At 61.4% G+C, this 22,998-nt stretch carries 19 protein-coding genes and 1 pseudogene; 8 read left to right on the top strand and 12 right to left on the bottom strand.

The window, feature by feature from the left end:
• The first annotated feature begins 20 nt into the window (after positions 1-20).
• The 7 genes from SLW74_RS25555 to SLW74_RS25525 all read left to right on the top strand — a co-directional run bounded on the left by SLW74_RS25555 (position 21) and on the right by SLW74_RS25525 (position 6,856).
• Complete coding sequence (locus SLW74_RS25555) at positions 21-1,250, top strand: SfnB family sulfur acquisition oxidoreductase (protein ID WP_410930502.1); 1,230 nt, start codon at positions 21-23, stop codon at positions 1,248-1,250.
• The gene (locus tag SLW74_RS25550; RefSeq protein WP_410930501.1) at positions 1,250-2,614 is read left to right on the top strand and encodes an LLM class flavin-dependent oxidoreductase; all 1,365 of its coding nucleotides are present in this window, start codon (positions 1,250-1,252) and stop codon (positions 2,612-2,614) included. The genes SLW74_RS25555 and SLW74_RS25550 overlap by 1 nt, the downstream gene beginning before the upstream one ends.
• A gap of 90 nt (positions 2,615-2,704) precedes the next feature.
• Positions 2,705-3,499: a MetQ/NlpA family ABC transporter substrate-binding protein gene (locus tag SLW74_RS25545; protein WP_410930500.1), complete on the top strand. Its 795-nt coding sequence runs from the start codon at positions 2,705-2,707 to the stop codon at positions 3,497-3,499.
• A 2-nt stretch (positions 3,500-3,501) separates the two neighbouring features.
• A complete protein-coding gene (locus SLW74_RS25540) occupies positions 3,502-4,632 on the top strand; it encodes a methionine ABC transporter ATP-binding protein (protein WP_410930499.1) in 1,131 nt (376 codons plus the stop codon).
• Positions 4,622-5,266, top strand: coding sequence for a methionine ABC transporter permease (locus SLW74_RS25535; RefSeq protein ID WP_410930498.1), 645 nt, complete (start codon positions 4,622-4,624; stop codon positions 5,264-5,266). The genes SLW74_RS25540 and SLW74_RS25535 overlap by 11 nt, the downstream gene beginning before the upstream one ends.
• Before the next feature lie 350 nt (positions 5,267-5,616).
• Positions 5,617-6,243 carry a class I SAM-dependent methyltransferase gene (locus SLW74_RS25530; RefSeq protein WP_065991009.1) on the top strand — a complete coding sequence of 209 codons (627 nt, stop codon included), beginning with the start codon at positions 5,617-5,619 and terminating at the stop codon, positions 6,241-6,243.
• A 166-nt stretch (positions 6,244-6,409) separates the two neighbouring features.
• On the top strand, positions 6,410-6,856 hold the full coding sequence (locus SLW74_RS25525) for a hypothetical protein (RefSeq protein ID WP_065991007.1): 447 nt from the start codon (positions 6,410-6,412) through the stop codon (positions 6,854-6,856).
• Between the two features lie 143 nt (positions 6,857-6,999).
• Here SLW74_RS25525 and SLW74_RS25520 read toward each other — a convergent pair whose 3' ends face one another.
• From SLW74_RS25520 to SLW74_RS25470, 11 genes and pseudogenes are all read right to left on the bottom strand, one after another.
• Complete coding sequence (locus SLW74_RS25520) at positions 7,000-10,140, bottom strand: efflux RND transporter permease subunit (RefSeq protein ID WP_065991004.1); 3,141 nt, start codon at positions 10,138-10,140, stop codon at positions 7,000-7,002.
• Complete coding sequence (locus tag SLW74_RS25515) at positions 10,137-11,207, bottom strand: efflux RND transporter periplasmic adaptor subunit (RefSeq protein WP_410930497.1); 1,071 nt, start codon at positions 11,205-11,207, stop codon at positions 10,137-10,139. The genes SLW74_RS25520 and SLW74_RS25515 overlap by 4 nt, the downstream gene beginning before the upstream one ends.
• On the bottom strand, positions 11,204-12,343 hold the full coding sequence (locus SLW74_RS25510) for an efflux RND transporter periplasmic adaptor subunit (protein ID WP_410930496.1): 1,140 nt from the start codon (positions 12,341-12,343) through the stop codon (positions 11,204-11,206). The genes SLW74_RS25515 and SLW74_RS25510 overlap by 4 nt, the downstream gene beginning before the upstream one ends.
• A gap of 729 nt (positions 12,344-13,072) precedes the next feature.
• Positions 13,073-14,107 (bottom strand): ABC transporter substrate-binding protein, encoded by a 1,035-nt coding sequence (locus tag SLW74_RS25505; protein ID WP_410930495.1) that lies wholly within the window; start codon positions 14,105-14,107, stop codon positions 13,073-13,075.
• Between the two features lie 87 nt (positions 14,108-14,194).
• A complete protein-coding gene (locus SLW74_RS25500) occupies positions 14,195-15,061 on the bottom strand; it encodes an ABC transporter permease (RefSeq protein ID WP_410930494.1) in 867 nt (288 codons plus the stop codon).
• A 39-nt stretch (positions 15,062-15,100) separates the two neighbouring features.
• Positions 15,101-15,982 (bottom strand): ABC transporter ATP-binding protein, encoded by an 882-nt coding sequence (locus SLW74_RS25495; RefSeq protein WP_410930493.1) that lies wholly within the window; start codon positions 15,980-15,982, stop codon positions 15,101-15,103.
• Positions 15,983-15,996: 14 nt separating this feature from the next.
• Complete coding sequence (locus SLW74_RS25490) at positions 15,997-16,890, bottom strand: TauD/TfdA dioxygenase family protein (protein ID WP_410930492.1); 894 nt, start codon at positions 16,888-16,890, stop codon at positions 15,997-15,999.
• A 306-nt stretch (positions 16,891-17,196) separates the two neighbouring features.
• The gene (locus SLW74_RS25485; protein WP_065990991.1) at positions 17,197-17,985 is read right to left on the bottom strand and encodes a MetQ/NlpA family ABC transporter substrate-binding protein; all 789 of its coding nucleotides are present in this window, start codon (positions 17,983-17,985) and stop codon (positions 17,197-17,199) included.
• 217 nt (positions 17,986-18,202) lie between these two features.
• Positions 18,203-19,018 (bottom strand): annotated as a pseudogene (locus SLW74_RS25480) (sigma 54-interacting transcriptional regulator); the annotation flags it as partial.
• Positions 19,019-19,150: 132 nt separating this feature from the next.
• Positions 19,151-19,732, bottom strand: coding sequence for an alpha/beta hydrolase (locus tag SLW74_RS25475; RefSeq protein ID WP_192135872.1), 582 nt, complete (start codon positions 19,730-19,732; stop codon positions 19,151-19,153).
• A 293-nt stretch (positions 19,733-20,025) separates the two neighbouring features.
• On the bottom strand, positions 20,026-21,096 hold the full coding sequence (locus SLW74_RS25470; protein WP_296310319.1) for a fatty acid desaturase: 1,071 nt from the start codon (positions 21,094-21,096) through the stop codon (positions 20,026-20,028).
• Positions 21,097-21,206: 110 nt separating this feature from the next.
• Here SLW74_RS25470 and SLW74_RS25465 point away from each other — a divergent pair, with 110 nt between their 5' ends.
• The gene (locus tag SLW74_RS25465; RefSeq protein ID WP_410930491.1) at positions 21,207-22,214 is read left to right on the top strand and encodes an AraC family transcriptional regulator; all 1,008 of its coding nucleotides are present in this window, start codon (positions 21,207-21,209) and stop codon (positions 22,212-22,214) included.
• 12 nt (positions 22,215-22,226) lie between these two features.
• Here the strand turns inward: SLW74_RS25465 and SLW74_RS25460 are convergent, their stop codons facing one another.
• Positions 22,227-22,937: a Crp/Fnr family transcriptional regulator gene (locus tag SLW74_RS25460; protein ID WP_410930490.1), complete on the bottom strand. Its 711-nt coding sequence runs from the start codon at positions 22,935-22,937 to the stop codon at positions 22,227-22,229.
• Between the last annotated feature and the right edge of the window lie 61 nt (positions 22,938-22,998).

The following is a 22,998-nucleotide window of genomic DNA, read 5'->3' as shown; positions in this document are numbered from 1 at the left end:
AGACCACTGGAAGCACACTTATGAGCCTTCAAACCTTGCCGCGTGACACGCAGGCGACCGCCGTGACCGCCGTGACCGCGATCATTCGTGACGACGCCGAGGCACTGCGCATCGCCCGCACGCTGGCGGAAGATTTCAAACAACAGAGCGCCACGCGTGATCGCGAACGGCGTCTGCCCCATCAGGAACTGGAAGCGTTTTCCCGCTCCGGACTGTGGGGCATCAGCGTGCCGAAGGCCTTCGGCGGCGCAGGCGTCTCCAATGTCACCCTGGCCGACGTCATTCGGATCATCTCTGCCGCCGACGCCTCCCTGGGGCAAATTCCACAGAACCACTTCTACGCTCTGGAAGTGCTGCGGGTGAATGGCAGCCCGGCGCAGCAGGCGCGGCTGTATGCAGAGGTCCTTGCCGGTCAGCGCTTCGGCAACGCGCTGGCCGAACTGGGCACCAAAACCGCCCACGACCGCACCACCCGCCTGAGCCGCGACGGCAACGGCTGGCGCATCAACGGCCGTAAGTTCTACGCCACCGGCGCTCTTTACGCCCAGCGCATACCGACCTCGGTGGTCGATGACCACGGCGTGCAGCAGCTGGCATTCGTGCCGGCGAATGTGGCGGGGCTGAGCGTGATCGACGACTGGAGCGGGTTCGGGCAGCGCACAACGGGCAGCGGCTCGGTCGTGTTCGATAACGTGTATGTCGAAGCCGATGACGTGGTGCCTTTTCAGACGGCGTTTGAGCGCCCGACCACCGTCGGCCCGCTGGCGCAGATTCTCCATGCCGCCATCGACACCGGCATCGCCCGCGCGGCCTTTGAAGACGCGCTGCATTTCGTGCGCACCCGCACCCGGCCATGGATCGACTCCGGCATAGAGAAAGCCGTCGATGATCCGCTGACGCTGCACAGCTTCGGCAGGCTCGGCATTCGTCTGCACGCCGCCGAAGCCCTGCTTGAACGTTCAGGGGAATACCTTGATCGCGCACAGGCCGAGACCACGCCCGAAACGCTGGCCCAGGCATCGATTGCGGTGGCGGAAGCGCGGGCGATCAGCACCGAAATCTCACTGGATGCCGGCAGCACGTTGTTCGAACTCGCCGGTTCCCAGGCCACGCTGGCGGAGCACGGCCTTGACCGGCACTGGCGCAACGCGCGGGTTCACACGCTGCACGACCCGGTGCGCTGGAAGTATCACGCCATCGGCAATTACTACCTCAATGACGTCAAGCCGCCACGCCGGGGGACGATCTGATGAGCAAGAAAAAGATCCTCCTCAACGCGTTCAACATGAACTGCATTGGCCACATCAATCACGGCTTCTGGACACACCCGCGGGACACGTCCACCCAGTACAAGACCCTGGAATACTGGACAGATCTGGCGCAGTTGCTGGAGCGCGGGCTGTTTGACGGTTTGTTCATCGCGGACATCGTCGGGGTCTACGACGTCTATCAGAAGTCGGTGGACGTGACGCTGAAGGAGTCGATCCAGTTGCCGGTGAATGATCCGTTGCTGCTGGTATCGGCCATGGCCGCGGTCACGAAAAACCTCGGCTTCGGCCTGACCGCCAACCTCACCTACGAGGCGCCGTATCTGTTCGCCCGGCGCATGTCGACGCTGGATCACCTGACCCGCGGACGCGTGGGCTGGAACATCGTCACCGGGTATCTGGACAGCGCCGCACGCGCGATGGGCCTGACCGAGCAGATCGAACACGACCGCCGCTACGACCAGGCCGATGAGTACCTGGAGGTTTTGTACAAGCTGTGGGAAGGCAGTTGGGAGGACGACGCGGTGATCGAGGACCGTCAGGCGCGCATTTATGCCCAGCCTGCAAAGGTCCACCCCGTGCGGCACAGCGGCGAGTTCTATCAGGTGGAGGGTTATCACTTGTGCGAGCCGTCGCCGCAGCGCACGCCGGTGTTGTTTCAGGCGGGCAGTTCCGAGCGCGGTTTGCAGTTTGCCGGCAGCAACGCCGAGTGCGTGTTTATCAGCGGGCAGAACAAACCCGCGACCCGCGAACAGGTCGACAAGGTCCGAGCCAGTGCCGTGGCCGCCGGGCGCAATCCCGATGACATCAAGGTGTTCATGGGCCTCAACGTGATCGTCGGCGCCACCGAAGAAGCGGCGCGGGCCAAGCATGCGGAGTACCGGTCTTACGCCAGCGCGGAGGCCGGGCTCGCCCATTTTGCCGCGTCCACCGGCATCGACTTCGCCGACTACGCGCTCGACGAGCCGATCCAGCACGTGAAAGGCAATGCCATTCAGTCAGCGACGAAGATCCTCAAGAACAACGACTGGACCCGCCAGAAGTTGCTCGATCAGCACGCCCTGGGCGGCCGTTACCTCACGCTGATTGGCTCGCCAGAGCAGGTCGCCGACGAGCTGGAATCGTGGATTGCCGAAACCGGTCTGGACGGCTTCAACCTCACCCGCATCGTCACCCCGGAGAGCTACGAGGATTTCATCGATCTGGTGATCCCCGAGCTGCAACGACGGGGTTCGTACAAGACCGCGTACGAACACGGCACCTTGCGCGAGAAGTTATTTGAAGGCGACGCGCGACTGCCGGATCGCCACGCAGGGGCGAGCTACAGAACGCGCCGCAACGTGTAGGAGCGCGCTTGGTCTGGGCCGCATCCGGACGAAGACGGCTTCACAGACACCCAAGCATTCAAACCAGACCACTGACCCGGATTACCACCCATGACCAAAACCCTCCTCACCCTCGCGCTGTCCCTGGGCCTGTTTACCGGAATCACCCACGCCGCCGATCAACCGCTCAAAGTCGGCACCACGGCGGCGTTCGCCATCCCGCTGGAAACCGCCGTCGCCGAAGCCGAGAAACAAGGCCTGAAGGTCGAGCTGGTGGAATTCACCGACTGGATCGCGCCCAACGTCAGCCTCAACGCCGGTGACATCGACGTTAACTACTTCCAGCACATTCCGTTTCTGGAGAACGCAAAAGCAGCGTCCGGCTTCGATCTGGAGCCCTACGCGCCGGGCATCATCAACAACGTCGGGCTGTATTCGAAGCAGTACAAAAGCTTCGATGAGCTGCCAACCGGTGCGACTGTGGCGATCGCCAACGACCCGATCAATAGCGGACGCGGTCTGCAACTGCTGGCCAAGGCCGGCCTGATTACCCTGAAACCGGGCGTGGGTTACAAGGCCACCGAAGACGACATCACCGCCAATCCGAAGAAGATCAAGCTGATCCAGGTCGAAGCCGTGCAACTGGTGCGCGCTTATGACGATGCCGATCTGGTGCAGGGCTACCCGGCCTACATCCGTTTGTCGAAGACCTTCGATGCCGGCTCGGCGATTCTGTTCGACGGCCTCGACCACCCGGAATACGTGATTCAGTTCGTCATCAAACCGGACCACAAGGATGATCCGCGTCTGGCCAAGTTCATCGATATCTATCAGCACTCGCCCGTCGTGCGCGCCTCGCTGGATAAGGTCAATGGCTCGCTGTATCAAGTTGGCTGGAAGAACTGACCATGACCGCATCCGCGCAACGCGCTTTGACGCTTGAAGGTGCTGAGGCTCCCCATGCCGCCGAGCAAGCCGAACTCCTTCCGCAGAAGCAACACGCCCATGTGCGTTTCATTAATCTGGGCAAGGTCTATGAAGGTCCGCAAGGGCCGGTGCCGGCGCTTCAGGGCATCGACCTGGATATCCAGCGCGGTGAGGTGTTCGGCATCATCGGCCGCAGCGGCGCAGGCAAGTCGTCGCTGATCCGCACCATCAATCGTCTGGAGAAACCCAGCAACGGCCGCGTGCTGATCGATCAGGTGGACATCGGCGACTTCAACGAAGACACGCTGGTGGCGCTGCGCCGACGCATCGGCATGATCTTTCAGCATTTCAATCTGATGTCGGCCAAGACTGTGTGGCAGAACGTCGAGCTGCCGCTCAAGGTCGCGGGCGTGCCCAAGGCACAGCGTCAGCGCAAAGTCGCCGAGCTGCTGGCGTTGGTCGGGCTGGAGGGCAAGCACAAGGCTTATCCGGCGCAGTTGTCGGGTGGGCAGAAGCAGCGCGTCGGCATTGCCCGGGCATTGGTGCATGATCCGGCGATTCTGCTGTGCGACGAGGCGACTTCGGCACTCGACCCGGAGACCACGCAATCGATTCTCGGCCTGCTGCGTGAGATCAACCGGCGCCTGGGGCTGACGATCATTTTGATCACCCACGAGATGGCGGTGATCCGGGAGATCTGTGACCGGGTGGTGGTGCTGGAAAAAGGTCAGGTCGTCGAGCAAGGCCCGGTCTGGCAGGTGTTCGGCAACCCGCAGCATGAGGTCAGCAAGACGCTGCTGGCGCCGCTGCAACAGGCGCTGCCGGAGGATGTTCAAGCGCGCTTGCAGCCGCACCCTTCCGAGCATCACGCCAGCGTTGTGCTGGATCTGCAGTTCACCGGCATCGACGGCAAGGAGGCTGATCTGTCGGCGTTATTCAGCGCCTTTGGCGGGCGGGTGAGCCTGCTGCATGGCGGCGTCGAACGCATTCAAGGGCGTGCGCTGGGCCACCTGCTGCTGGCGGTAAGTCATTCGCCACTGTCGGCGGAAGAACTGCTCAATCGCGCCCGCAAACACGCGCAGCAGGCGGGGGTACTGGGTTATGTGGCTTGATCGTCTCTGGCAGGGCGTCATCGATACCTTCCTGATGGTCGGCGTGTCGTCGTTGATCGCGTTGATGCTGGGCATTCCACTGGCGGTGATTCTGGTGACCAGCGGCAAGGGCGGGATCTTTGAAGCGCCCACTGTGAACCGGGTGCTGGGCGCGTTTGTGAACATTTTCCGTTCGGTGCCGTTCCTGATTCTGATGGTCGCGCTGATCCCGTTCACGCGGCTGATCGTCGGCACGACCTATGGCGTGTGGGCGGCGGTGGTGCCGCTGACCATTGCGTCGACGCCGTTCTTCGCGCGCATTGCGGAAGTCAGCTTGCGCGAGGTGGACCACGGTCTGGTCGAAGCCGCACAAGCGATGGGTTGTCGCCGCTGGCACATCGTCTGGCACGTGCTGCTGCCCGAAGCGCTGCCGGGCATCGTTGGGGGATTCACCATCACCCTCGTGACGATGATCAACTCATCGGCCATGGCCGGTGCGATTGGCGCCGGTGGGTTGGGCGACATCGCTTATCGGTATGGTTATCAGCGGTTTGACACCCAAGTGATGCTCACCGTGATCATGTTGCTGGTGATATTGGTGGCGGTGATCCAGTTGGGCGGGGATCGATTGGCGTTGCGGCTGAACAAGCGCTGATCGAAGGGTGCTTTCCCTGCAGGACGGGCTTTAGCCGGGAAAGCGTCAGGCGTCACACTGCAAAATGGATGGCGCTGCCATCGGCCTCTTCCCGGCTGAAGCCGGTCCCACTAACAGCATGCGTTTATTCAGTGGGACTGGATTTGGCCGGTCCTACTATTGGCACGGGTTCATTCAGTAGAACCGGCTTTAGCCGGGAAAGCGTCGGGCGTCACACTGCAAAATGGATGGCGCTGCCACCGGCCTCTTCCCGGCTGAAGCCGGTCCTACTAACGGCATGCAGTCCCGCCAGGAGATTGCAATTCGCGAGCGGGGTATATTGGCGGCCTTATTTGCCCAGACACCCCCCCATGAAACTCGACTCAGAAGACCTCGCTCAGATCACCGCCACTACCCTCGGCAATTACAACGAGGTCGCCGAGGGCTTTCGCGAAGGGACCCGCGATCATGACGTCAGCCAGAACATCGACGCGCTGCTGCGCAATATCACTGGCCCGGCGCCGTTTCAGATTCTCGATTTTGGCTGCGGGCCAGGCCGTGACCTGCAAACCTTCACCGCCATGGGCCACATCGCCACCGGCCTGGACGGCTCCGAACGTTTCGCCGACATGGCCCGTGTCGACAGCGGCTGCGACGTGCTTCATCAGAACTTCCTTGAGCTGAACCTCCCGACTGAACGTTTCGACGGCATCTTCGCCAACGCTTCGCTGTTCCACGTCCCTCGTCAGGAGTTGCCTCGGGTGCTGCGCGAATTGCACGCCGCGTTGAAGCCCGGCGGCGTGCTGTTCAGCTCCAATCCCCGGGGCGACAATCAGGAAGGCTGGAAAGGCGAGCGCTATGGCGCGTTTCATGACCTGGCGTCATGGACCGGACTGCTGACCGAAGCCGGATTCACCGAGGTCGAGCACTACTATCGACCTGCTGGATTGCCCAGGGATCAGCAACCCTGGCTGGCGAGTGTCTGGCGCAGAATCTGACGACTCGCCATCGTCCACGTTTTCGAAGGGGTGACTGGACTGTCACTTCTGACAGTAGCCCGCCCCGTTCCTCAAGCACACACTGAGCTCGCGCCACTGGCGTCCGCCGCGGTCAGGGTGCTGGATGAGCACAGGCTGCCAATCACAGATCAGCAAGGGAATGACGATGGACAATCTTTTGATAAATGGCGACTTCAGCACCGGTGAACTGGCGCCTTGGACCGGTACGTCCGGGGAGGGGACATGGACTATCAAAAAAGACCCCGCGGGTCACTACATCCAGTTAACAAAGGCAGCCGGCCTGTCCCAGTCCATTACGGGGGAAAGCTATAAACCCACAGCTCTGACATTCGAAGTGCGGGCCGGCGAAATCGTAAAACCTGGCGACTTGGTGGTGTTTAGTTATGGGGTGTTGGTGGATGTGGCTGGAGGTGCGGAATCGTTCGGAGATATTTCCGGAGCCACTGAAGAGTGGAAGCCCGTCGTACTCAAGATTGACCGCAAAGCAACGCCCGGGACAAAGGTGACCGTACAGGTCCATACCGCCTCTGATCCGCAGACGTTGAAAGCGCAGGCCGGACAGGTGCACTTCAGAAACTTCCGACTGATCTGATAGCACGCGTCCTGGCATAGACCGTCAATAAAAGGCTGACGTCTTGCGGTGTGCCGCATGATGCCATCCCGGCTAAAGCCAGCCCCAGTGGGTGCGTGCATCGCTCCAGTGGGACTGGCTGGCTTGCGCCTTAACCAAACCTGTCAATGCGCGGGAGAGGAGGCGCCGTCGTCCGCACCGTCTTCACGGCGGTGTTGCTCTTCCTGCTGGCGTTCCTGATGCTTGCGCCGCTCCTCGTCACTCGGCTCCTTGATCTTGTACCAGGCCACGTACAGCGCTGGCAGGAACAGCAACGTCAACAGAGTCGCGATGATGATCCCGCCGATCATCGCGTAGGCCATCGGCCCCCAGAACACTTCGCGGGCGATGGGAATCATGCCCAGGCTTGCCGCCGCAGCGGTCAGGAGGATCGGACGACGACGGTGTTCAGTCGCCTCCGCCACTGCGTCCCATGGCAGATAGCCGGCCACTTCATACTCATGAATCTGCGTCACCAGAATGACCGAGTTACGGATGATGATGCCGATCAGCGCCAGAATCCCGAGGATTGCCACAAACCCCATCGGCGTCCCGGTCGGCACCAGCGCGAGCACAACGCCGATCAATCCCAACGGCGCAACGCTGGCGACGATGAACATCTTCTGCACGCTGTGCAGCTGAATCATCAGGAACGTGGCCATCAGGAAGATCATCAACGGCACGACCTTGGCGATCGGCCCCTGCGCCTTGCCGCTCTCCTCCACCGTGCCGCCCGTGGCGACCTTGTAGCCCACCGGCAAACCGGCGGCGAATTTGTCGATCTCGGGCTTGAGTTCCTTGACCAGGTCAGTCGGCTGCATGTCGTCGCTCACGGCGGCCTTGAGCGTGATCGTCGGTTTGCGATCGCGACGCCACACCAGCGGCTGTTCCAGTTCGTAGCGCACATTGGCGAAGGCCAGCAGCGGAATCGACGTGCCTTGGGGCGTGACGATCTGCAGGTTCTGCAGGGTTTCCGGTGACCCTCGCTCGGCATCCACCGCGCGACCAACGACGTTGATCAGGTAGATGTCATCGCGCACCTGGGTCACCGCCGAGCCGGTTACGACGCTGTTCATCAACTGCGCAACGTCCTCGGACGACAAGCCCAGCTGCCGCGCCTTGTCCTGGTTGATGTCGATGCGCAGGACTTTGCCGGGCTCGTTCCAGTCGTAGATCATCTCGCCGATGTGCTGGTTTTTGTCCAACAGCGTGGCGAGTTCGATGGCGTGCTGACGCACTTCATCAATGTTCTCGCCGCTGACCCGGTACTGAATCGGACGACCCACCGGCGGCCCCATTTCCAGCGCCTGCACATAAGTGCCGATGCCGACGAAGTCATCACGCAAGCGTTTTTGCAAGCGCTCGGTCAACGCGCCGCGCTCTTCCAGCCCTTTGCTGACGATCACCAACTGCGCGTAGTACGGGTTCTCCAGCTGCTGATCCAGCGGCAGGTAGAAACGCACCGCGCCTTCGCCAATGTAAGTGCTCCAGCTGACGATGTCCGGATCGTCCTTGAGGGTCGCCTCGAGCTTGTCCACTGCGCGGCGGGTCTCGTTGATCGACGCGTTCTGCGGCAGGTTGAGGTCGACCAGAATCTCCGGGCGGTCCGATGACGGGAAGAACTGGTTCTGCACGAAGCGCATGCAGAACAGCGACGTGGCAAACAGCAAAATCGTGATGATGATGGTCAACCAGCGATGGCGCATGGCCCAGAACATCGAGCCGTTGAACGCCCGTGCGATGCGACCGGGCTTGGCGTTCTCATCGTGCTTTTTCACGTTTTCGCTGAGGATGTGCACGCCGATCACCGGCGCGAACAGCACGGCAACGACCCACGACACCAGCATGGCGACGGCAATCACTGCGAACAGCGTAAAGGTGTATTCACCTGCCGAGCTGGCGTTCAGGCCGATCGGCACGAAGCCCGCGACCGTCACCAGCGTACCGGTGAGCATCGGGAAGGCCGTCGAGGTGTAGGCGTAGGTCGCGGCCTGGGCTTTGGTTTCGCCTTTTTCAAGGCGTGACACCATCATCTCCACGGTAATCATCGCGTCATCGACCAACAGGCCGAGGGCAATGATTAGCGCGCCCAACGAAATACGCTGCATGGTGATGCCGCTGTATTCCATGAACACGAAGACCATCGCCAGCACCAGCGGGATCGAGCAGGCAACCACAAGCCCCGCACGCATGCCGAGGCTGATGAAGCTTACGATCAGTACGATCACCACCGCCTCGAACAGCGCGCTGGTGAAACCACCGACGGCTTTCTCTACCACTTGCGCCTGATCGGACACCACGTGCACGCCCACGCCAATCGGCAGGTCGGCGGTTGCGGCGCTCATGCGTTCGTGCAACTGCTTGCCGAACTCCTGAACGTTGCCGCCCTTCTTCATGGCGATAGCCAGGCCGATGGCGGTCTTGCCGTCGAAGCGGAACAGCGGCTTGGGTGGATCCACGTAGCCGCGGGTGATTTCGGCGATGTCGCTCAAGCGATAGAAGCGATCGTTGAGGCGGAGGTTGACGTTTTCCAGGTCTTTTTCCGACGCGAACTGGCCGGAGGTGCGCACTGATATGCGCTCAGGACCCGCCTCGATGACCCCGGCAGGCGTCACGGTGTTTTGCGATTGCAGGCTTTGCACGACCTGACGTTGATCCAGCCCCAGGGCGGCCAGCTTGCGGGTGGAGAAGTTCAGGTAGAGCACTTCGTCCTGCTCGCCGATCATCTCGACTTTGCCCAGACCCGGCACGTCGCGGATCTGGACGCGCACTTGCTCCACGTAGTCGCGCAGCTGGCGCAGGGTCAGGCCGTCGGAGGTAAAGGCGTAAATCGAACCGTAGACGTCGCCGAACTCATCGTTGAACGCCGGGCCTTGAATCCCCTGGGGAAATTGCCCGCGAATATCGTCGATCTTCTTGCGCACCTGGTACCAGATGTCAGGAATGGCCTCCGCGCTGGTGGTGTCGCGCAGGTAAACCATAACAGTGGACTCGCCCGGCCGGGTGTAGCTCTTCACGTAGTCGAGGGAGTCGAGTTCTTCGAGCTTTTTCTCGATGCGGTCGGTGACCTGCTCAAGGGTTTCATCCACGGTCGCGCCCGGCCAGCGGGTTTGTATGACCATGGTCTTGATGGTGAACGAAGGGTCTTCTTCGCGTCCCAGGTTCATGTAGGAAAACACGCCCATCAGCAGGCCGACGAACATCAGGTACCAGACAAAAGACTGATGCTTGATCGCCCAATCGGAGAGGTTGAACGTCCCTTTCATCGCGGGCTTTCCTTATCGACTTTGATTTTCTGCCCCGGCTTGAGGCTGTTGACGCCGGCGGTCACAATGCGATCGCCATCGTTGACGCCACCGGCCAGTACCACGGAATCACCACTGCGGCTGACGACCGTGACGACGCGTGGGGAAACCGTCTGATTCTGCATGTCGATGACCCAGATCTGCGTTTTGCCATCCACTTCCTGCGCTGAGGTGGCGGGCAGCTCGATGCGCGGTTTGATCGCCGAGCTCAGGGTCACGCTGATCGCTGTGCCCAAGCGGAAGGCCGACGGCGTTTCTGCCAGGGTCAAACGTGCGCGACGGGTGCGCGTGGTGCTTTCGGCCTGGGGTTCGAGTTCTCGCACCGTCGCGGTGGTGTTGATCTCTGGCTCCAACTGGCTGGCGACTGTAAACACGACGTCGCTGGGCAGTTGATCACTCAATTGCGCCGGCAGGTCGATGACCGCCTCCTTGATGTCCGGGCGCGCCAGTGTCACCACCTGCTCACCTGCGCTGACCACCTGGCCGGCCTCGACTTTCCATTCGGTGACGACGGCATCGTGATCGGCGCGCAGCTCGCTGTAGCTCAGCTGATCCTTGGCCTGTTGCGTCGCGGCCTTGGCCTGGTCGTAGGAAGACTGGGTGGTTTTCAGGTCGGTGACGGCGACATCCAGCGCAGCCTGGGCGCCGACGCCGCGATCAAACAGCTCGTGCTGCCGACGGGCGTTGGCCTGGGCGTTGATCAACTGGGCTTCGACCCGGGCCAGATCGCCCTGGGTCGAGCGCACCTGGTTCTGTTGGTCCGTCGGGTCGAGCACCGCGAGCATATCGCCCTTCTTGACCTGTGCGCCGACATCGACACTGCGCTGGGCGATGCGGCCCGAGACGCGAAAACCCAGAGTGCTTTCATAGCGCGCCGCAATGTTGCCGGCGAAACGACCGAGGCTTTCCTGCGCCTGGGGCTTCACTTCGATGAACAGCACCGGCCGAACCGGCTCCGGCGGCGGCTCTTCCTTGCTGCAGGCGCTTAACAGCAGACCGGTCAATATGATTCCCGACAGGCGCTTCATGGCTTGTCTCCTGTCGGTTGTTTGGAGGGATCGGGGTACACGTCGGCGAGTTCGACCTGCATGTCGGGGTGCAATAACTGGTTGCCGGCAACGACCACTTTTTCACCGTTCTTCAAACCGTCGACGATGATCACTTTGCCCGTCAGGTAGCGCCCGACCGTGACGCCGCGCAGGCTCACCTTGTTGTCACCATCGACCACCCAAACGGCAGGCTGGCCGAGCTGATCGCCCAGGCCCTTGGTGAGGGCCGACCACGGCAGTTCGACGCTGGTCCTGGCCGGCACGCTCAGGGCGGCACTGACCACCGAACCCAAGTCCATGCCCGGCGGCAGCGAGCTGAGTGCGATCTTCACTTGCAGCGTGCCCGTCTGCGCTGACACGGCTGGCGTGACTTCACGGACTTTACCGACGGCCTTGACCTTGGAGTTGTCCAGCAACGTGACTTCAACCGGCTGGTCGGTGGGCGGGTTAACGAACAGCGATTCGTAAACGTTGAACACAGCATCGCGCTCACCGTCACGGGCCAGACTGAAGATCGGTGCCGTCGGTTGCACGACCTGGCCGACTTCGGCCTGCCGCGCGGTGATGATCCCCGGCGCGTCGGCGATCAAGGCGGTGTAACTCAGTTGCTCGCGGGCGTTGGCCAGTTGCGCCTGGGCGGCTTTGAGCGCGCTCTGGCTGCCGCGCAATTGCGCCTGGGCCGAATCGTATTCACTGCGACTGGTGTAGCCCTTGGGCAGCAGTTTTTCCTGACGCACGAAGGCGGCGGAGGTCTGTTTCACGCGCGCCTGCTCGGCGGCAACGGCAGCGATGGCGGAGTCGACGTTGGTTTGCAGGTCTTTAGGGTCGAGTTTGGCCAGCACTTGCTTGGCCGACACCCGATCGCCGACATCGACCGAACGCTGAATGATCTTGCCGCCCACCCGGAACGAAAGCTGCGTCTGCACCCGCGCCTGCACGTCCCCGGTCAGTGCCACGTCCGCAGCGAAATCGACCGTCTTGACCTCCTGCGCCTGCACGCGTGCGCGCACGGGCTCCTGGGGCTTTTCCTTGCCACAGCCGGCGAGAACGGCCAGGCACAGACCGATGGAAATAACGGTCAGACGACCACGAAAAAGAGGGGGTTGGGCGGGCATGCAAGCTCCTTGTGCCAAGCCATTACGACACCGCGCCGCCGAACGCCGTTGCGATGTGGTCATGCGACTGTGAGCGTAGATCAGGGTTCCTTGGGGTAAGGAACTCTGCCGGGCTCTAGGCCGCACGCCAATTTACGCTAGAGCGCGCCTGTTCGCGATGGGGGCGGATCTATGATATCGATGTTGGCAGACACACCGCCTTCGCGAGCAAGCTCGCTCTCATGAACATGACAACGCCGCAGCTCTGCCTGCGGACACTGCTTAAAGGGGACTGATTTATTTACAACTCCACCGTAAATTAATCTGTCCCCGCGCTAGCAGTCTGCCGCAGGCATTTTGAGTTACTGAGTCTTGCCAACGCTTCGCGTCACATCCCCCCAAGCCCAAGGCGCCCCGGCAAGAGCAGATGCCGGCTTTTGGATTACCGCACTCGGGGACAGATTAATTTACGGAGAAGCGCTGTAAATAAATCAGTCCCCGTTTAACCCGTCCCCGTTTAACCCACCGCCTTCGCGAGCAAGCCCACTCCCACAGGGGTTGTGTTTGACGCGAAACAGCGCGTCGTCTGGACGACGGGATATCTCACAAGTTCGCTGCGTCCCAAACATCTGGCTCGCACGCAAATCCCCTGTAGGAGCAATCGAAGGTTACGACGGTCGCGAAGGCGGTGTAACTGGCACACCGCCTCCCTATCTGACGCGCCTAAACAGCCCGATCAAACATCAAGGATCAACTCCCCGCGCCACCGTGGGCTTCTTCGAAGAAGAAATCCTTCCAGCTGTCGGCCTTGTTTTTCAGCACACCCAGCTCGTGCAGTTTTTCGGCGTAGATGAACGTGCGCTGGGGCACGACGGTGAAGTCGATTTCAGGGTCGGAGACGATCTTCTCCACCAGCGGCAACGGCAGTTTCGATTTCTCGACGTCGATGTAGGTCTTCGCCGCCGCAGGCTTGTCCGCCTTGATGATTTTCTCGGCCTCGGCCAGCGCGTCGTAGAACGCTTTGTAGGTCTTCGGGTTTTCGTCGTGGAATTTCTGGGTGGTGTAGAGCACGTTGAACGTCGCCTGGCCGCCCAGCACATCGTACGAACTCAGCACCTTATGCACCTTGGGGTTTTCCAGCTCCTGATACTGAAAGGGCGGGCTGGAGAAGTGCGCGCTGATCTCCGAACCGCCGGCGATCAGCGCCGAGGTTGCATCCGGGTGCGGCAGGCTGACCGAGATGTTGTCGAATTTCTTGAAATTGTCGCTCCCGAAGAGCTTCGCGGTTTCGATCTGCAAGGTGCGCGACTGGAAACCCACGCCCGCCGCCGGCACCGCGATGCGGTCCTTGTCGGTGAAGTCGTTGAGGGTCTTTACGTTCGGATTGTTACTGAGCAGGTAATTGGGCATCGAGCCCAACGAAGCAATCGCCTTGACGTTCTGCTTGCCCTTGGTCCGGTCCCAGATGGTCAGCATCGGCGGCACGCCCGCCGACACCACGTCCAGCGCGCCAGCCAGCAGGGCTTCATTCATCGCGGTGGCGCCGGAGATGCTGTTCCAGTCGACCTTGATGTCCAGGCCCTGCTCCTTGCCGTGCTTCTCGATCAACTTCTGCTGCTGAACGACGTCCAGAATCAGATAACCGATACCGAACTGCTGGGCGATGCTGATTTTGCCTTCAGCGTGAGCGCCGCTGCTCAGCAACGCGCCAGCCAGACCCACGGCGGCGGCGAGCGTGGTCAGTGTCGGGCGCTTGAACGGTGCAGCTGTGTTTGAAAAATCCATACATTTCTCACGATGAAGGCGAAAGGGGGTGACGGCCTCATTGCCCATCCAGCGGCCACAAGGCGGAGCGTTCGTTGATAAAGCAGATCAGCGCTGCATGCCCCACCGCTTCACGGTCAGGCGCTCGACGTTGCTGAACAGCAGGTTTTCCACCAGCAGACCGATGATGATTACCGCCGCCAGACCCGCGAATACCTTGTCGGTGTACAGCTCGTTGCGATTCTGGAAGATGTACCAGCCCAAACCGCCCTTGCCCGAGGACGCGCCGAACACCAGCTCAGCGGCAATCAGGGTTCGCCAGGCAAACGCCCAGCCGATCTTCAGACCGGCGAGAATCGACGGCAGCGCCGCGGGGATCAGGATGTACCAGACGAACCGCAGCCCCTTGAGCCCGTAATTGCGCCCGGCCATGCGCTGGGTTTCAGAGACCCCGAGAAATCCCGCGTAGGTATTCAACGCCAGTGCCCAGAGCACGGAGTGCACCAGCACGAAGATCAGGCTGTTTTCACCCAGGCCGAACCACAGCAGCGACAACGGCAGCAGCGCGATGGCCGGCAACGGGTTGAACATCGCCGTCAGCGTGCCCAACAGGTCGCGACCCAGTTGAGTCGACACCGCCAAGGTGGTCAGGCCGAACGCAAGGACGATGCCAATCAGGTAGCCCTTGACCAGGACCGTCAGGGAGATCCAGACCTTGGTCAGCAATTCGCCACTGGCGATGCCGTCGATAAACGCCGAAGCGGTTTGCAGAAAGCTCGGCAGCAGCAAGTCGTTGCCTTGAATGCGCGCGGCGATTTCCCAGATGATCGCGAGGGCGACGAGGATGACAGCCTTGCGCACCCAACTGACCTGCCAGATGCGATGCGCGAGGGGAATGTCGCGGGCCAGGTCTTCCTGCGTGAAAGGCTCCAGCACGACTTCGTATTCTTCCCGCAGAGGGGGTGAAAGGCTCATGGGTGCAATCTCTTGATGGGGTAGCGCGACGAACCGCGATCAGTAGGCAATCCGAACATCCTGAAACCGCAGATCCGGCTCGACTGCAGGTGCTTCGCCCTCGTCGAACAACAGCCGGTGAATGCGCTGAGCAGACGCCTGGAACTCAACCCCGCCAAGGCTTTTCAGGGTGTACTGATGGCTGTTGATCTCGGCGCGCACGCGGCCCGGATGGGGCGACAGCAGCAGAATCCGGTTGCCCACCACCAGTGCTTCCTCGATGGAGTGGGTCACGAACAGCAGCGTGAAGCGCACCTCTTCCCACAACTCCAGCAGCTCCTCCTGCATCTTGCGACGGGTCAATGCGTCGAGCGCGGCGAAGGGCTCGTCCATCAGCAGGATCTTGGGCTGCATCGCCAGCGCCCGGGCAATCGCCACGCGCGCCTTCATGCCGCCGGACAACGTGTGCGGATAGGCATCGGCGAAGGCGCTCAGGCCGACCTTCTCCAGGTAATACCGCGCACGTTCCTCGGCTTCACGACGCTTGAGGGTGCGCGAGGCCAGCAGCGGAAACATGACGTTCTGGATCACCGTCTTCCACGGCGGCAACTGGTCGAATTCCTGAAACACCACAATGCGGTCCGGCCCCGGCTCCCTGACCTGCTGGCCAGCCAGACGAATCTGTCCTTCGCTGGGCTGAATGAATCCGGCCACGGCTTTAAGGAGCGTGGACTTGCCGCAGCCCGACGGGCCGAGCAACACGAAGCGGTCGGCCGGATCGATTTCAAAACTGACCTGATGGGTGGCCCGCACTACGCGTTCCGGCGTGCGGTACTCAAGGCTGACGCCCTGTACTTGCAGCAGCGCTTCAGCGGTGGGCTGATTGGCCTGGTGCGCGTTCAAGCGATCGCTAGCCGTGTGGCTTTGCAGAACAGCATTCATGGAGCTCTCCTGGATCAGAACGGCGCATCGCCCTGAATGGTGGTGCGGTGCAAGCGACGGCGCAGGTGATCGGGCGTGCCGCCGGCCAGATGAATCAGCGAACGGTTGTCCCAGAACACCATGTCGTTCTCCTGCCACTTGTGGCGGTAAACGCCTTCCGGGCGAACGCTGTGGGCGTACAGCTCTGTGAGAATCGCCTGACTCTCGTCGTCCGGCAGGCCGACGATGTGGGTCGTGAAGCCTTCGCTGACAAACAGCGCCTTGCGCCCGTTTTCCGGGTGGGTGCGCACAATCGGATGGCTGACCACAGCGACCTGTGCCAGCTGTTCAGCGCTGAGGGTCGGGCGCCAGTTATCGGCGTTATGCCCATGGCTGTAGCGCGAGGTGTAGCTGTGCGCGGCGCTGCGACCTTCGACGGCCTTGCGCAGGTGCTCGGGCAGCGTGTCCCACGCCAGGTGCATGTCGGCGAACAGGGTGTCGCCGCCTTCGCTCGGCAGTTCCTGGGCGTAGAGCATCGAGCCCAGGCTCGGCAGTTCTTTGTAGGACAGGTCCGAGTGCCAGTACTTGCCCGCATCGCCCAGCCCGACCGGCTGGCCGTTTTCGACGATATTGGAGACGATCAAAATTTCGGGATGATTGGCGAGCAGGAACTGCTTGAGCACATGAATCTGCAGGACGCCGAAACGGCGGCTGAAATCGATCTGCTGCTGCGGGGTGATGTGCTGATCGCGAAAGACGACAACGTGATAATCGAGATGCGCTTGATGCACGCGGGCAAAATCGGCGTCGTTAAGCGGACGGGACAGATCCAGACCGACGATTTCCGCGCCCACCTTTTCGGCGAATGGACGCACATCGAACGGCTGACCGGGCGCTTGCGCGGACGAAGCGTGGGAGGCTGCTGGCATGAGAACTCCGACTCCAAAAGGCGTGGCTGAGGAGGGAGGACTTTAAAGCTATAAGAACGGAAGTTTAAATATCGTTAGAGCATATGCATAGCGCCGAACAACCTATCGAAGGCCGTCGGTACTCATTGTCATCACCGCAGCCGCAGGCCCGGAAACGTTGACGAATTTCTACGTTAAAACGCAAAAACGCGCTTGTCCGTCGCCACTCCCTGCAGCCGATGACAGTGCGTCAGCGGAGCGGGAGCAGCGGCGGGCAAGCGCGTTTTTTATCGTTGAGCGCGCGGCAATCGCGCGTTCAGGCCTTCATCAGAACGCCGGCAGTACCGCGCCGTCGTACTTCTTGTTGATGAAGTCTTTGACTTGCTGGCTGGTCAACGCCTTGGACAGCTTCTCGATCGCGTCTGTGTGAGCGTTGTCGGTACGGGTCACCAGATAGTTCACGTACGGCGAGTCGGCACCTTCCAGAATCAGCGCATCCTTTTTAGGGCTGAGCTTGGCTTCCAGCGCGTAGTTGGTGTTGATCAGATCCAGGTCAACCTGATCCAGCGCGCGCGGCAGCAGCGCCGATTCCAGCTCGCGGAATTTCAGGTGCTTCGGGTTGGTGGCGATGTCTTTCGGCGTCGCCAGCGCGTCTTTCGGGTCTTTCAGGGTGATCAGGCCGTTCTTCTGCAACAGCAGCAGGGCGCGACCGGCGTTGCTGCCTTCGTTAGGGATGGCAACGGTTGCGCCATCAGGCAGCTCGGCGATGGACTTCCACTTCTTCGAGTAGCCGCCGAACGGTTCAACATGTACGCCGACGCCGGTCACCAGCGTGGCGCCCTTGCCTTTGTTGAAGCCATCCAGATAAGGCTTGGTCTGGAAGTAGTTGGCATCCAGACGCTTCTCGTTCAGTTGCACGTTCGGCTGCACGTAGTCAGTGAAGACCTTGATCTGCAGGTCCACGCCTTCTTTGGCCAGTTCAGGCTTGATCAGCTCGAGGATCTCGGCGTGCGGAACAGCGGTGGCGCCCACAACGAGCTTCTCGGCGGCGTGTGCAGCGCTGATGCCCAGGGAGAGAGCGGCCGCCAGTGCGGTGAACAGAAACGTCTTCTTCATGCGATGTCCTTAATAGAAATCGGGTCGCCTCGTGGGCGACTGTGCCTTCGATCTGCCGCGGGATCGACCCTTGGCAGGGTGGCGGCTGATGCGGACAGTACCGAGATTTTTTATTCCGAGACAATACTTTTTAGTCGGGTGGTTATGCTTTTTCGTTCTCATGGGGCGTTTTCCCACCGGCCCATCAAATACATGAGCCCGAGTGCCCTCAGCGAACAGGCAGATTCAGGTGTTCCGGCAGGATTTCCGCACCGCTGCTGACCAGCAGCGCGAAGTGAATGACGTTCTCCAGCTCCCGCGTATTGCCCGGCCAGTAATGGGCTTCAAGCACGCGCTGCGCGTCCTCGCCGATCAACGGCATCTCGAAGCCGAAGCGCTGGCTGTAAATCCCCAGGAAGTACTCGGCCAGTGGCAGGATGTTGCCCGGCTGCTCGCGCAACGCCGGCAGATCGAGGCGCCCTTCATTCAAGTAGCGATAAAGCCGCTCATGGAATTTGCCGGCGGCGACTGACAGGCGCAGATCGATGCTGGTCGCTGCGACCAGCCTGACGTCGACCTGGCTGGGCTGCGTGGCGCCGACGCGGGTGACTTCGTGGTTTTCCAGCGCCGCCAGCAACTTGATCTGGATCGCCATTGGCAGGTCGGCGATCTCATCAAGATAAAGGGTGCCGCCGGTTGCCGAGCCGAACCAGCCGGCACGACTGCTGGCAGAACCGCTGTGGGCGCCAGCGGCGTAACCGAACAGCTCGGCGTCGGCGTAAGTCGAGCTGATGGCGCCGCAGTTGACCGACACGAACAACCCGGCCCGGTCGCTGCCACGGTGAATATGACGCGCGAGCAATTCCTTGCCTGTGCCGGATTCGCCGCGGATCAGAACCGGCAGGTCCAGTGGCGCCAGCAGCTCCATCTCTTCGCGCAGCTGCCGTGATCGAGGATCGACGAACACCAAGGCCTTGGCGCGGATGCTCAGCGGGCTTTTTTCAGCATCAGGGAAGGTCAACAGCGGGTGGATCGAAATGTCGGAAAGGCTCATGGCAGGCTCCCGCCCCGGCCATTCATGGACCCGGGCGTTGAAAAAAAAGCCGCAGCACCTGTCGGTTCACTGCGGCGAAAATGATGCTGAGAACAGTGGGCTCGTGCGCAACGACGGTGACGTGTGCTGATGTCATGCGCGGCGGCGGGTAAGTTGCTCGATACGCCCTTGCAGCCGGTACAGGTAAGCGAAACCCTGCTCCCAACGCTGATGGCCCGACTTCACGTTGATATGGCCAGCGCCGCTGAGGATGCCAATTTCGGCGCCCCAATTGCGGGCCATTTCCATTGCGCGCAACGCACTGACGGCTGAATCGTTGTCCGAGCTGACCACTTGGGTCGGGAACGGCAGCAGGTGCTCGGGAATCGGCGCGAAATTGCGGATCGCCGGCGGGCAATTGGGGCGTTCGACGTCAGCGGGGGCCACCAGCAAGGCCCCTCGCACCTGACACAAACTCGTCAAAGGCGCCAGCTGCGCCCAATGGGCGACGGTGACGCAACCCAGGCTGTGGGCGATGAGAATCACCGGTGTGCTGTCAGAGGCGATAGCGCGCTGCAGTTCACCCACCCAATCTTCTCGACGCGGCTTGAGCCAGTCGGCCTGCTCCACGCGCACGCTGTTGGGCAGGCTGTTCTGCCAGTGAGTTTGCCAATGGTCGTCGGCAGATCCTTGCCAGCCTGGCACGATCAAATAACGGATCGATTCGTTATGCATGGCCTTCGCCTCCTGCATGGTGCGTTCATGGGGGCGAGTATAGGGATCGCACATATATTCGAAAAAGAATAAGAAGCTATTTATTAATAGCTCGAAAATATATGCCGCTGCATCAGAAGAAGGCGCCAAAAAAGAGGGCCACCCCCTGCCTTAAAGGGGTGACCCTGAGAATCACGCTGTCTGCCCCCAGCTCGCCGGGGATGAGCAGAGATTAAGGGGCGGTTGTTACAGAAATTTTTATCCGGAGAAATTTCCTACAAGCCGGCGAGGCTGGCGTAATGGGCCGCCAGGTATCAACCGCGCGCAGGCTTGAGCACCGAGTCATTTTCAGTCATCCGTTCAAACCGGTTGGCCCGCCCGAAGGTGCCGAAGTCATTGAAGCGCACGCCCATCTCAGCCATCACCTTGTGCGCAACGGATGCCGTCATCTGGCGGATGTAGAAAGGCTCCTTCACCACAAAATGATGGATGCCATGGGTGCTGCCGAAGTTGAAGCAGAACGCCTGCAGCGGCCACATCCACCACGGGTTGAGCACTTGGGTCTGCTGCATGACATTGCCCATCTCGACGTCGCCGTAGTAATGCATGTTCGAACTGACGAAATGCAGACAGAAGGTCCTCAGCACGTTCGGGCCCACCAACACCACAACAGCGATGTCGATGACGTGCATGACCGCCAGCGTATCCGCCGACCATTCAATCGGGCTGCCCATTAGACCGGCAATGCCATTGGCGGCATGGAAGCCGAGAAACACGTACCACGTGCCCCAATTCGCCAGCGCCAGCGGCGCATAGACACGCAGGGTGCGCTTGAGAATGCTGAACTTATGCGCCCAGGTTTTCGCGCGCAGCATGCGGATCAGCGACGACATGACGTTATCGCCCACCATCAGCAACCGCGCCACGCCCCATGGTTCGCCGTTGGTGATGGCGCGCTCCTCCATATCGGCCTCGGTGCCGGAGACCTTGTGATGGTTGAGGTGCAGATGCCGACGAATCCATGGGTTGATCGTGCTCGGCCGCGCGAGCCAGACCAGTGCCAGCATCAGGTTATGGGGCACGCGCTGTTTGCGGAAATACATGCTGTGGATCAGGTCGTGTTCAAGCTCGTGGGTCAGCGAGGCGAAGAACGCATTCAGCAGCAGACACGCCCACCAGGCCAGGTAACCCCCGAGATAGAGCGCCGCGCTGCCGATCATGCCGGCCAGTGCGAAGAACAGGATGCCGGCGCCAATGGCGTCCTGATGCCGTAGCAGCGGATAGCGCTCACGCAACGCGGCGCCGTGGGCGGAAACCACGGCACGAATATGCGCTGATCGTTGTTGTGCATTCAGTCCGGCAGCACTTGCAGAAGTGTCGTGCATGATTCCATTCTCCGGTTTCAGGATGAAAAAACGTGGCACCACTGTGCCGCTTGGGGAGGGAAGCTGCCTGACCGTGAACGCCAATCTGTAGACCGGAGGCGCCAACCTGTATGTCTGAGCCGAGCATTCTCGCCAGCTGGACCCGCGCCCTGCGCAAGCAACTCGATGCTCTCGGCCTCGATAGCCTCGCACTGAGTCAGGCTGCGGGCCTGGATCCGCAGCTGATGGATGATCCCAACGCGCGATACCCGGTGACAGTGACCACCCGTTTCTGGGAGCTGGCGGTGCAGGCCAGTGGCGATCCGGCGCTGGGCTTGCGGGTGTCTCGTTTCGTCAGCCCGACGACCTTTCACGCACTGGGTTACGCGCTGGTCGCCAGCGGCTCGTTGCGTGAGGTGTTCGAACGCATCGTGCGTTATCACCCGGTGGTGAGCGACGCGCTGGTGATGAGCTTTGAACGTGTGGATGAGCGTTACGAGTTTCGTTTCCGCGTGCCCGACGGCAGCCCGGTGCCAGCCAATGAGGCCATGGACGCCTTCGCCGCAATCTATGTGCGCACCTGTCGCAACCGCCTGGGCCGTCATTACGCGCCGCTGGCCGTGCACCTGATGCGTCCGCAACCGGAAGACCCTCAGCCGTGGCATGACGTCTTCCGTGCGCCGCTGTTTTTCGGCGCGGCGGAGAATCTGCTGAGTTTTGCCAGCGAGGATTTCGACAGGCACCTGGACGATGGAAATCCGGAGCTGGCCGTGCACAACGAGGCGGTGCTCAACCGCACCCTCGAGCAACTCAGTGCACTGACGTGGGAGCGCAAGGTGCGTGGCGCCATCGAGACCCACTTGCCGGAGGGCGAGCCGTCCGCCGAGCACATCGCCCACACCCTGCACCTGAGCCTGCGCAGCCTTCAACGCCATCTGGCCGACGAGGGTTGCCGCTACGACTTGCTGCTCAATCAATGCCGGCAGAATCTGGCCCTGCAGCACATGCGCGATCCCGGTTGCTCGCTCAGTGAAGTCGCCTATCTGCTCGGTTTCGCCGACACCAGCAGTTTCAGCCGCGCGTTTAAGCGCTGGACCGGCATCACGCCAAGCCAGTATCGCGAAGGAATGCTGCGCTGACGGGTGACGCCCTCAGCCGCATGCGCCGGTCAGGCGATGAAGGGCCGCCTCACGCAGCCATTCAATGTCCAGCACGCCGATAAGATCGTGATCGCGCCGGACGATCTGCCGTTCGGCGAGCTGCCCCAACACCCGCTCGACCACCTCACCGCTCAACCCGAGGCAGCGATTCGAGGCGATGTCGGCAAGGGGCACGCTGCGCACGGAGCGGTCCATCTCGCCATAGGCTTCGGCCAGCATCAGCAGCCGAAAAGCCACGCGCTCTTCAGTCGGCATCAGGGTGATGTCTGCGATGGCGGGCACGGCGAGGCCGAGCTTGCGTCCCAGCAAATCGCGGAAATGCCGCCAAAAGGCCGGGTGCTCGGCCAGCAGTTGCTTGAGTGGCGCGTGGGGCATGTGCAGGAGGATGACTGCATCCTGAGCGAACACATCGTGGGTTGCGGGGAGGTCGTCGAACAACGAGGCCTCGCCGAACCAAAAGGGCCGATAGCCTTCTGCCGGGGGCATGTCCCCCTGCTGCGGCTTGAGGGGATTGATGCGCAACGAGCCCGTGAGCAACGCGTACAGACCGGGCACCGGGTCGCCGCGCTGGAAGATCGATTTGCCGGGCGTCACCCGGCGCTGCCGCATGCTGCTCAGCAAGCTATCCTGCAACAGCGCAGGCAGATCGCGGAACCATCGGTCGTTGATAAACCATGAGCGCCATTGGGTTCCATTCGTCATGTGAATCTCCTTTTGATAGCCGGCGTTTTGTTGCAGGCTGAGCCGTGCAGCGGGCTCAGCC

This window comes from Pseudomonas sp. W5-36, from assembly GCF_046540455.1.
GTDB lineage: Bacteria > Pseudomonadota > Gammaproteobacteria > Pseudomonadales > Pseudomonadaceae > Aquipseudomonas > Aquipseudomonas graminis_B.
This window is presented reverse-complemented; position numbering and strand designations above follow the sequence as displayed.

Coding starts and splice junctions, on each gene's coding strand:
- SLW74_RS25500 (WP_410930494.1), bottom strand. CDS start 15,061: ATGAGCCTTTCACCCCCTCTGCGGGAAGAATACGAAGTCGTGCTGGAG.
- SLW74_RS25545 (WP_410930500.1), top strand. CDS start 2,705: ATGACCAAAACCCTCCTCACCCTCGCGCTGTCCCTGGGCCTGTTTACC.
- SLW74_RS25555 (WP_410930502.1), top strand. CDS start 21: ATGAGCCTTCAAACCTTGCCGCGTGACACGCAGGCGACCGCCGTGACC.
- SLW74_RS25510 (WP_410930496.1), bottom strand. CDS start 12,343: ATGCCCGCCCAACCCCCTCTTTTTCGTGGTCGTCTGACCGTTATTTCC.
- SLW74_RS25540 (WP_410930499.1), top strand. CDS start 3,502: ATGACCGCATCCGCGCAACGCGCTTTGACGCTTGAAGGTGCTGAGGCT.
- SLW74_RS25505 (WP_410930495.1), bottom strand. CDS start 14,107: ATGGATTTTTCAAACACAGCTGCACCGTTCAAGCGCCCGACACTGACC.
- SLW74_RS25530 (WP_065991009.1), top strand. CDS start 5,617: ATGAAACTCGACTCAGAAGACCTCGCTCAGATCACCGCCACTACCCTC.
- SLW74_RS25470 (WP_296310319.1), bottom strand. CDS start 21,096: ATGCACGACACTTCTGCAAGTGCTGCCGGACTGAATGCACAACAACGA.
- SLW74_RS25520 (WP_065991004.1), bottom strand. CDS start 10,140: ATGAAAGGGACGTTCAACCTCTCCGATTGGGCGATCAAGCATCAGTCT.
- SLW74_RS25515 (WP_410930497.1), bottom strand. CDS start 11,207: ATGAAGCGCCTGTCGGGAATCATATTGACCGGTCTGCTGTTAAGCGCC.
- SLW74_RS25550 (WP_410930501.1), top strand. CDS start 1,250: ATGAGCAAGAAAAAGATCCTCCTCAACGCGTTCAACATGAACTGCATT.
- SLW74_RS25525 (WP_065991007.1), top strand. CDS start 6,410: ATGGACAATCTTTTGATAAATGGCGACTTCAGCACCGGTGAACTGGCG.
- SLW74_RS25495 (WP_410930493.1), bottom strand. CDS start 15,982: ATGAATGCTGTTCTGCAAAGCCACACGGCTAGCGATCGCTTGAACGCG.
- SLW74_RS25460 (WP_410930490.1), bottom strand. CDS start 22,937: ATGACGAATGGAACCCAATGGCGCTCATGGTTTATCAACGACCGATGG.
- SLW74_RS25490 (WP_410930492.1), bottom strand. CDS start 16,890: ATGCCAGCAGCCTCCCACGCTTCGTCCGCGCAAGCGCCCGGTCAGCCG.
- SLW74_RS25535 (WP_410930498.1), top strand. CDS start 4,622: ATGTGGCTTGATCGTCTCTGGCAGGGCGTCATCGATACCTTCCTGATG.
- SLW74_RS25475 (WP_192135872.1), bottom strand. CDS start 19,732: ATGCATAACGAATCGATCCGTTATTTGATCGTGCCAGGCTGGCAAGGA.
- SLW74_RS25465 (WP_410930491.1), top strand. CDS start 21,207: ATGTCTGAGCCGAGCATTCTCGCCAGCTGGACCCGCGCCCTGCGCAAG.
- SLW74_RS25485 (WP_065990991.1), bottom strand. CDS start 17,985: ATGAAGAAGACGTTTCTGTTCACCGCACTGGCGGCCGCTCTCTCCCTG.